Annotated in this window: 8 protein-coding genes; 1 reads left to right on the top strand and 7 read right to left on the bottom strand. The window is 65.4% G+C overall.

The genetic code is table 11. The features are described from left to right. On the top strand, positions 1-246 hold a 246-nt coding region (locus tag AZG88_RS24090; protein WP_156517603.1), incomplete at its 5' end, for a WS/DGAT domain-containing protein. Between the two features lie 314 nt (positions 247-560). On the opposite strand, the gene AZG88_RS24095 is transcribed toward AZG88_RS24090, so the two are convergent. The 7 genes from AZG88_RS24095 to AZG88_RS24125 form a co-directional block, all read right to left on the bottom strand. Next, positions 561-1,967, bottom strand: a complete 1,407-nt coding sequence (locus tag AZG88_RS24095) for a selenium-binding protein SBP56-related protein (RefSeq protein ID WP_061045455.1) — start codon at positions 1,965-1,967, stop codon at positions 561-563. Positions 1,968-2,918: 951 nt separating this feature from the next. Then, the gene (locus tag AZG88_RS24100) at positions 2,919-3,101 is read right to left on the bottom strand and encodes a hypothetical protein (RefSeq protein WP_061699458.1); all 183 of its coding nucleotides are present in this window, start codon (positions 3,099-3,101) and stop codon (positions 2,919-2,921) included. Between the two features lie 209 nt (positions 3,102-3,310). Continuing rightward, positions 3,311-4,495, bottom strand: coding sequence for an acyl-CoA dehydrogenase family protein (locus tag AZG88_RS24105; RefSeq protein ID WP_061699453.1), 1,185 nt, complete (start codon positions 4,493-4,495; stop codon positions 3,311-3,313). Then, a complete protein-coding gene (gene phaZ / locus AZG88_RS24110; protein ID WP_061699454.1) occupies positions 4,492-5,325 on the bottom strand; it encodes a poly(3-hydroxyalkanoate) depolymerase in 834 nt (277 codons plus the stop codon). The genes AZG88_RS24105 and phaZ overlap by 4 nt, the downstream gene beginning before the upstream one ends. Then, the gene (locus AZG88_RS24115) at positions 5,322-5,774 is read right to left on the bottom strand and encodes a MaoC family dehydratase (protein ID WP_061699455.1); all 453 of its coding nucleotides are present in this window, start codon (positions 5,772-5,774) and stop codon (positions 5,322-5,324) included. The genes phaZ and AZG88_RS24115 overlap by 4 nt, the downstream gene beginning before the upstream one ends. 19 nt (positions 5,775-5,793) lie before the next feature. Beyond that, positions 5,794-7,485 (bottom strand): PHA/PHB synthase family protein, encoded by a 1,692-nt coding sequence (locus AZG88_RS24120; protein ID WP_061699456.1) that lies wholly within the window; start codon positions 7,483-7,485, stop codon positions 5,794-5,796. A 2-nt stretch (positions 7,486-7,487) separates the two neighbouring features. Then, positions 7,488-8,645 (bottom strand): AMP-binding protein (locus AZG88_RS24125; RefSeq protein WP_061699457.1); only part of this gene is annotated, 1,158 nt, incomplete at its 5' end.

The following is an 8,645-nucleotide window of genomic DNA, read 5'->3' on the forward strand; positions in this document are numbered from 1 at the left end:
TATGCCGCGGGCATCGAGGTAACCGGGAACTTTCCCGTCTCCGCCGTCAGCGACGTGGCAGGCGGCATCACCATCGCCGCCATGTCCTACGGCCGGCACCTCGACGTCGGCATCATCGCCTGCCGAAACCTCGTCCCCGATGTGTGGGACGTGACCGGGCAGCTACACCAGGCTCTCTCCGAACTGACCGCGTGCACCCGCAACGTCCGATATCTGCGCCCGTGCCGTCGCCCGGAGTCGAGGTAACCGCTCTCGTCATCGGCACCACCATTGACCGACCCGAATACGTAGACAGTCACAGCTCTACCCGGACGCGATTTTGCGTGGAAGCCGCCCTGTAGAGCGGATCCTCAACCAGGACACGTCGCCATAAGTGTTACGCGGCTTCCTCGGCAGCCGGGAAATCCGGCTGCCAAGCATCAGGCGTCGGCGATGGGCGTGATCCCCGTACGGCGCGCCTACGGCCATCGCGAGGACAGGGCACTGAGCGATCGACTCGCTGTCTGCAAAGCCGAGCCTCGGGGCCCACGGCGCGGGACACGGCGGGCCAACGCCAACCGCTACCGGTAGCAGTACGAATCGGAGGAGGCGTCACCGCCCTGGAGGCGAACCTGGTGCACCCGCAGACCCCGAAAGTCCTCGTCATGCGGGAAGAAGGCCTCGTCGATGGTCATTCCGCCGCTAGGATCGGCGTGCATCTCGGCCATCCAGGCACCAACCCCGTCCGGGTAGAACTGGTCGTCCCAGGCGCCGTAGAGGGAGTTGGTGAGGTAGACCCGCCGACCATCACGGCTGATCTCGACCATCTGTGGGCCACCGGACAGCGGCTGGTTCGGTGCTGCCGGATGGGCGCTGTGGCCCACGATCCCTCCGAGCCGGATGGACCCCGTCTCTATGGGGCTGGCTGGGTCGTGCACGTCGAACTGTTTGAGTTCCCCGATACCCCAGCACGAGACGTAGAGGAATTTGTCGTCGACCGACAGGTCGATGTCGCTGACCAGCGGTGGCACAGCACCAAACGGTTTCAGCGCAGGCGGCAACAGGTCGGGATCGGTCGGCTCGGCCGGGATGGTGATCACCTTGTCCACCGCCCAACTGTCCCCGTCGCGGTGCCAACGCCACACCGAGGCCGACAGATCCTCAGTCGAGATCACCACGCCGAGGAATCCCCACGTGGCCTCCGGGTCGTGCGACGGGCGCAGCTCGAGCGGCATCTGATGCTGCGCACCGAGATCGACTCGTTGCCGGTGCTTGCCGGTGGCGAGGTCCCAGAAGTGGATCGCGTGGCCGTACTTGTTCTCCAGCAACAGCTCCGGTACCAGCCCGTCCTCGATCATCGACGGCGTGCCCCACTCGCTGCTGATCAGCGTGTTCTGGTTGAGATGCCACCAGGCGTCGTAGGCGAGGTACTGCGGACCCCGGTCGGTCTCCCATTGCCGGAGCACGTCGAACGTGTCGTGATCGAGCAATGCGATCCCGCCCGGCCCGTCCGATCCGTTTGCGCCGCCGAGGCAGGTCATGAACACGCCGTCCGGCCCGCAGTGCAACGTGTGTGGTCGGGAGTAGCCGGCCTTGGCTGCGAGCTCGGCACTGTCCACGATCTTGGACAGGGTGGGCTGACGTGGGTCGGGCTGAGTATCGAACACGTACAGGTGGGACGAGCGCAGGCCCGGAACGATCAAGTACCGGCGAGCCAACCCCTCCATGTGGTGACCCTCGTGTTTCAGCGCGCTGCTGCAGGCATTCCAGCCGAAGTGGTGCAGCTCGTTGCCCCGCTGGGGTACCTCGGTCCAGCCCACCACTTGGCCGTATGTGCCCGACCCGGGATCCACGTCGATCACGCTCAGCGCATCAGGTTTCTCCGCTGCGCGATCGAACGCAACCACGTAGGCCAGTTGCTCCATTGGGGCGGCAGCCGCCTCGGCTGCGCTGCGATAGAAGGTCGGATCCATAGTTGGCTGACTCATCTCAGCCTCCTTCGTATCGAAACGACGAGACCCGCTCATACCTCCTGTCACACCTGCCGCAACCCGCGCCCACGGGTTCGCAGCGATGAGAGAGGACGCACGGGCTCTCGGTGAACACCAAACCCGTCCGCGAACAAACACCCTGCCCGTCTGCCGCGTACCGGGACATGGATACCCCATAAGGATAGGAGAAGCGGACGACGGGCGGAACCTTCGCGACCCGCCGACTCCAGCTCTTGTTCGGGGTCTACGAGCACGTAGCCGCCAACCTCGATCCGGGATTCTCAACCACAAGGACGAATGGATCGCGCTACCCAGTTGGGAGCACCTCTGGCTCGCCTCCACAGGAGAGGTCCGTGGCACACCCGCCCTGGCCCCGCCGGCGACCGCCCTGGCCGGGGTACTGCTCGGGCTCGCGACGTACGGCGTGCCGACCCGGCCGCCGGCCGCGGGCCCATGATCTGGCGCGGGTCGACCTCTACCACCTCGGCACAAGGACGCTGCATCCTCGGCCCCTGTCGTATTCCGCTGGTCCATTTTCCTGCGACAGTGTCCTGGCGCACTGTCAGCTATCGGCGATTCATTTCCCTATATCCACTGCTCTGCAATAGCTTTGAAATTCTCAACAAATTTCAGGGCACCATAATTGGTCCGCACCGACACTCGTCACGACGCGGGTCTCACGACCCTGAGGTCGCGCCACCGACTCCCTGACCGGAGAGTGACCCGCCACCAGAAGTTCGAATTCTCGGTTGAGAGAAGGACGATTTCAGCGTCGGTATGAGGCCCGGGACATCGCGCTGGCTACATATACGAGAAGAACTGCCCGCGCTGCCGCGACGACCAGGACCACGTGACATAACGTCACATTCATACCCCTCCCCCGGACGCAGTCTCTCCTAGCCGGGCCGCCCGGGATCCGGATGATGTCGTCGGCACTGTCCGTGATGTTCATCGCTTCCCTACCACGGCGGCGAACCTGGTGGGCGCGGTCCGGTGTTCCATTCTGGCCCAGGCCGCCTCGGCGGTGAACGGCCCGAACGTGCAACACGTCCCGTCGTGGCGGTCCACTTCGACAACCCAGTACTCGGTCACCTGGAGGGATGCCGCGGCGTCGACGGCGGTGTCAGTCATCGGTGCTCCTTCGAAAGAGTGAAGCGTCGCGATTGTGTCGAGGTCCATTGTCCGCCGACGCGAGCCTGCAAGTCGCCTCGGCCTGTCCAAAATGCAGATGCCGACCCGGCGCGGGCGCTGTGCCGACAGAACACGTACGTCGAGCTCCATCACCGCCGCCATACCGGTCACAGATGTGAGGGCGGCGTCGGGTCGGCGCACCCGAATCGTCAGACGAAGGCACTGTGTCCGGTTAACGACCGTCCGACGATGAGAGTGTTCATTTCCCTGGTTCCCTCGTACGAGTAGATCGCTTCGGCGTCGGCGACGAAACGGCCCACGTTGTGTTCCAGAAGTATTCCATTGCCGCCCATCAACTCCCGTGCCCATCCGACAGTTTCACGCATGCGGACCGTACAGAACGCCTTGGCGAGCGATGAGTGCCGGTCCTCGGCATCCCCCTGGTCCTGCAATTGGGACAACCGCGCACACAGGGCCAAGGACGAGGTGATGTTTCCGAGCATTCGCACCAGCAGGTCCTGCACGAGCTGGAACCCGCCGATCGGCCTGCCGAACTGTTCACGGGCGCAGGCGTATTTCAGCGCGTTCTCGTACGCGCCGCGCGCGCATCCAACCGCCATCCAGGCCACGCCCGCGCGTGTCAGTCGTAGCACCTCGGCGGTGTCCTTGAACGTGTTCGCGCCCTGCAGGCGGTTGCGCTCCGGAACCTGCACGTTGTCGAGCGTGATGAGCGCGTTCTGCACGATCCGCAGGGCGATCTTGCGCTCCTGCTTGTCCGCCGTGAATCCGGGCGAGGAATTGTCGACGACAAATCCCTTCACCTGGCCGTCGGCGACGTCCTTGGCCCAGATCACCGTGAGATCGCCGAACGTCGCGTTGCCGATCCATTTCTTCTGCCCGTTCAGAGTCCAGGTGTCACCGTCGCGTTCGGCAGTCGTGGTGAGCCCGCCCGATGCACCGGAACCTACGTCGGGTTCGGTCAGCCCGAAGGATCCGATCTTCTCGTACTGTGCCATCGAGGGGAGGAAGCGTTCGCGTTGTTCGTCCGAACCGCACAGGTAGATCGATCCCATGGCCAGGCCGCCGTGCACGCCGTTGAAGGTGGCGATCGAGGAATCCGTGCGAGCCAGCTCCATCGCAATCATCCCGTCGAGCAGGTAGCTCCGCCCGGCACAGCCGAAGCCCTGGTAAGGCACACCGGCGATGCCGAGCTTCCGGAGTCCGGGCACGATCTCGAACGGGAAGGTTCCGGCATTCCAATGTGTGTTGATGATCGGGTCGACCTCGGTGGTCATGAAATCGTGCACGGAGTGCAGCAATGCGCGCTCTGAGTCGGAGAGCATCTGTTCGAATGCATAGAAATCCGACGTGTCGGTGTTCGGATTCGGGCTCATGGGCTTACTCCTGGGTCCTGAAGGAAGGTCGTGATCGCCGGCGCGAGTTCGGTGGCGTTGGTGATCAGGTCGATGTGTCCGCCGGAGTGCAGATGCATGGTTGCGTGCGGCAACAGCTGATTCATGATTCGGGCGTTGACAACTGGCACGATCGGGTCGTCGGTACCCGCGACGAGGAGGGTCTGCTGCCTGATCGCGGGCAGCAGGGGCAGGCTCGTCCACACCGCCCCGGCAAGCAGTTGATGGACGTACCCGATCTTGGATCCGGCGTGCAGCTGCTGCAGGAAGAGCGCGGCGACGTCGTCGCGCTGCTGGCGCGCGGTGCCGCCGTACAGGTCACCGGCGATCGAGGCCGCGTAGGCCGGGTCGCGGAACCTGCGCGGTGTCAGCATCTTGGCCAGTACTCGCGGCGTGCCCGGAACCATCAGTGCGCCGGTGCCGGTCGCGGCCAGGACCAGTCGCCGGCACCGGCGCGGATTCTGGATGGCGAACTGCTGTGCCAGCGCCCCACCCCAGGACAACCCGAGCACGTCGACGACGCCGAGGCCGAGTGTGGTCAGCACCCGCCCCAGCACCCACGCCAGGTAGGCGAACCCGTAGGGAGCAGCGGATGCAGGGGATCCGCCGGTGCCGGGAACGTCGAATCGAATCACGGTGATCTGTGGATCCAGCTGAGCGACCAACGGATCGAGTACCTCGTAGCTGGCCCCGATGCCGTTGCACAGGACGAGCGGCACACCTCGGGTGCCGGCGGATCCGGTCCGGATGCTGACCCGGATCCGCTGACCGGCGGCCTCGACGTATCTCTCGGTCTCGATGGCCGCGTTCATCGGTACAGCACCACGACGTCGGCGATGCAGGCCGGGCGTTCGGTGCCGTCGACCTCGTAGGTCAGTCCGTACACGACCTCGACGCCGGCGGGCTTGTGCTGGGCCGACGTGACGGTCACCGTTGCCCGGAGTTTGGCACCGACCGGCACCGGCGAGGGGAACCGCACCTTGTTCAGCCCGTAGTTCAGCGCGGCCTGGACGGTGTCGATGGTCAGGACATCGGCGAGTACGCGCGGGGCCAACGCGAGCGTCAGGTAGCCGTGCGCGATCGTCCCCTTGAAGGGCCCCCGGGCTGCCCGCTCCGGGTCGGTGTGGATCCACTGGTGGTCGCCGGTCGCGTCGGCGAAAAGGTTCACCTGGTCCTGTCGCAGTTCGTACCAGTCGGTGGTTCCGAGGGTCTGTCCGGTCAGGTCGAGCAGGTCCGCTGGGTTGGCGATATGTGTGGTCATCGTCGTCTCTCAGGTGGTGTCAGTTCTGGTGCACGTAGGTGCCGGGCGCTGGGGCGACGGGTGCATACCCCGCGCCGCCGAGGGTTTGCGGTGCATCGATTTCGGCGCCGCTGCGGTCGGCCAGCCAACTGATGTAGTCCGGCCACCACGAGTCGGTGGTCTGCTCGGCCGTCTGCACCCAGTCTTCGGCCGTGTCCTGATCGACTTGGCCGATCCGGAACGAGGACCTGGGGTTGCCCGGCGGGTTGACCAGCGCCGCGATGTGGCCGCTCGACGAGAGGACGAACCGGTTGTCCTTGCCGCCGAGCAGGCGGGCACTGCGGTAGCAGGCCTGCCAGGGCGAGATGTGATCGGCGACGCCGCCGATGACGTACGAATCCGCAGTGACCTTCGAGAGGTCGACCGGGGTCCCCAGCATGCTCACCGCCCCGGGGGTGGTCAGCGCGTTGCGTAGCCCTATCAGAACCAGGTCCCGGTGCAGCGCTGCCGCCATCCGGGTGGTGTCGGCATTCCAGAACAGCACGTCGAAGGCTGCGGGCGAGCGGCCCTGCACATAGTTGTTCACCCAGTACCGCCACACCAGGTCGGTCGGTCGCAGCCACGCGAACACCTCGGCCATCGCCCGTCCGTCGAGGTATCCCTTGGACCTCGACGCTCGGATGGCTGCCTGCGCTGCTCGCTCGCTCATTGCGGCCGAGGCGAAGCCGGCTCTGCTCTGGTCGAGCACCGTGACGGCGAGCGTGAGTCCGGCGATCCGATCTCCCTCGCCGATCTCAGCGAGATGGGCGGCGGTCATGGCGGCGAGGATGCCGCCGGAGCAGGTCGCCAGCAGGTGCGCGCTCTCGGTCCCGGCGATCGTCTGCACCGCATCGAGTGCCTCGACGATCGCCGCGCCATACGTATTGACGTCCCAATCACGCTGCCGGGCTTGGGGATTGCGCCACGAGATCGCGAACACTTGCTGGCCTTGCTGCAGGAAGTACTCGATCATGCTGCGACCGGGAGCGATGTCCATGATGTAGTACTTGTTGATCACCGGCGGGATCATCAGCAGCGGGATCGAGCGCACCTTCGGTGTCTGCGGCGCGTAGTGAATCAGCTCGAATGCCCGGGTCTGCAACACCACCGCCCCCTTGGTGGTGGCGACGGTCTCGCCTACGGCGAACGCGTCGGGATCGACCATCGCCGGAATCCTGGGCTGGGACAGCATGTCGCGGGCGAAGGCTTTCAGTCCGCGCACGGCGCTCAGTCCGCCGGTGTCGATCATTGCTTTCCAGCCGACCGGACTGATCAACGGGTTGTTGGTCGGCGCCAACCCCTCGATGATGTTGTCGAGAACGAACCGCATCTTCTCCGAGTCTCGCCAATCCAACTGGGCATCGTCGAACAGCTTGTCGGCCGTCTCCGCCGACGCCAGGTACGCCTGCATTGTTCGCTCGAGCAGGGGGTTGCCCTGCCATGCCGGATCGACGAAGCGTTTGTCACCCTTCGCGGGGACACGTTCGCAGGTTCCGACGGCGATCGTGCCCAGTTCGCGGGCCAGGGCGGTGCCGCGGTGAGCGAGAGTGCGCTGCCGTTTGGTGAGATTGACCCCGAAGCGGGCCCAGGCCCCATTCGGGAGCATTCGGCCGGCGAATCCTCGAGTGGAGCTGGTCAGCAGGAGGTCCAACGGCGCGGCGAGCGCGTCGGGGCTGTTGGTCGGGTTCGTCATGACTACTTGGTGCTTTCGGTTGTCGGAACGGCCACCTCGCGGCGGAGGATCTTGCCTGTCGCTCCCTTCGGGAGACTGTCGACGATCCACAGGCGGCGCGGGTACTTGTAGGCGGCAACTCGCTGCTTGACGAAGTCCCGCAGTTCGGTGGGATCGACCCGTGCGCCGTCCTCGAGGACGACCGCAGCGCCGATCTCCTCGCCGAGTGAGTCGTGCGGAAGACCGATCACCGCAGCTTCGACCACCACCGGATGCTCGTAGAGCACCTCCTCGAGCTCCCGGGGGTAGACATTGAAGCCACCTCGGATGATCAGGTCCTTCTTGCGGTCGACGATGTAGAAATAGCCGTCTTCGTCGACCTTGCCGACGTCACCGGTCGAGAACCAGCCATCGGCCGAGAGGGCCGCCGCCGTGGCGTCCGGCAGGTTCCAGTACCCCTTCATGACGTTGTGACCCCGAATCTGGATCTCGCCGAGCTCACCCTGCGGGACCTCGTGGCCCATCAGGTCGACGATCCGCATCTCGACACCCTCGACCGGGGTACCGATCGAGCCGGGTTTGCACTCGCGGTGCGGGTGGTTGAAGGAGGCTACCGGGGAGGTCTCGGACAGCCCGTAGCCCTCGAGGATCGTGGCACCGAACATCTTCTCGAAATCGGTGAGAACCTGAACAGGCAGGGACGCGCCGCCGGATACGCAGACTCGGAGGGTCTCCGTCGCCGACGAACGAAATCTCGTCGCCTCACCGCGCAGCGCCGAGTACATCGTCGGCACGCCCTCGAACACCGTGACTGCGTCGCGTTCGATCACCTCGATGGCCTTGTGCGGATCGAATCTGGGGATCAGCGTGAGGGTCGCGCCCGCCGCCACCGACGTGTTCAGCCCGCAGGTCAACCCGAAGACGTGAAAGAGTGGCAGGCACCCCATCACGACGTCGTCGGGCCCGAGTTCGAGCAGGGTGCGCGCGGCGACTTCCTGGTTGCGGTTGAGGCCGCCATGGGTGAGCTCGGCCCCCTTCGGCTTGCCGGTCGTTCCCGACGTGTGCAGGACGACGGCGGTATCTGTGTCGGCGCGGTCGACCGGACTCGCTTGTTCGGGCAGATCCGCCGTCAGTCTCGCCAGATCGGCATCGTCTACCAGCCAGCATTTCGCTCCGGCGCC

Origin of the sequence: Rhodococcus sp. LB1, assembly GCF_001583455.1 — a bacterium.
Classification (GTDB): Bacteria; Actinomycetota; Actinomycetes; order Mycobacteriales; family Mycobacteriaceae; genus Rhodococcus_F; species Rhodococcus_F opacus.

Bases quoted from the DNA above. Each gene is read 5' to 3' on its own strand.
- AZG88_RS24120 (WP_061699456.1), bottom strand. From the start codon at position 7,485: ATGACGAACCCGACCAACAGCCCCGACGCGCTCGCCGCGCCGTTGGAC.
- AZG88_RS24100 (WP_061699458.1), bottom strand. From the start codon at position 3,101: ATGACTGACACCGCCGTCGACGCCGCGGCATCCCTCCAGGTGACCGAG.
- AZG88_RS24105 (WP_061699453.1), bottom strand. From the start codon at position 4,495: ATGAGCCCGAATCCGAACACCGACACGTCGGATTTCTATGCATTCGAA.
- phaZ (WP_061699454.1), bottom strand. From the start codon at position 5,325: ATGAACGCGGCCATCGAGACCGAGAGATACGTCGAGGCCGCCGGTCAG.
- AZG88_RS24115 (WP_061699455.1), bottom strand. From the start codon at position 5,774: ATGACCACACATATCGCCAACCCAGCGGACCTGCTCGACCTGACCGGA.
- AZG88_RS24095 (WP_061045455.1), bottom strand. From the start codon at position 1,967: ATGAGTCAGCCAACTATGGATCCGACCTTCTATCGCAGCGCAGCCGAG.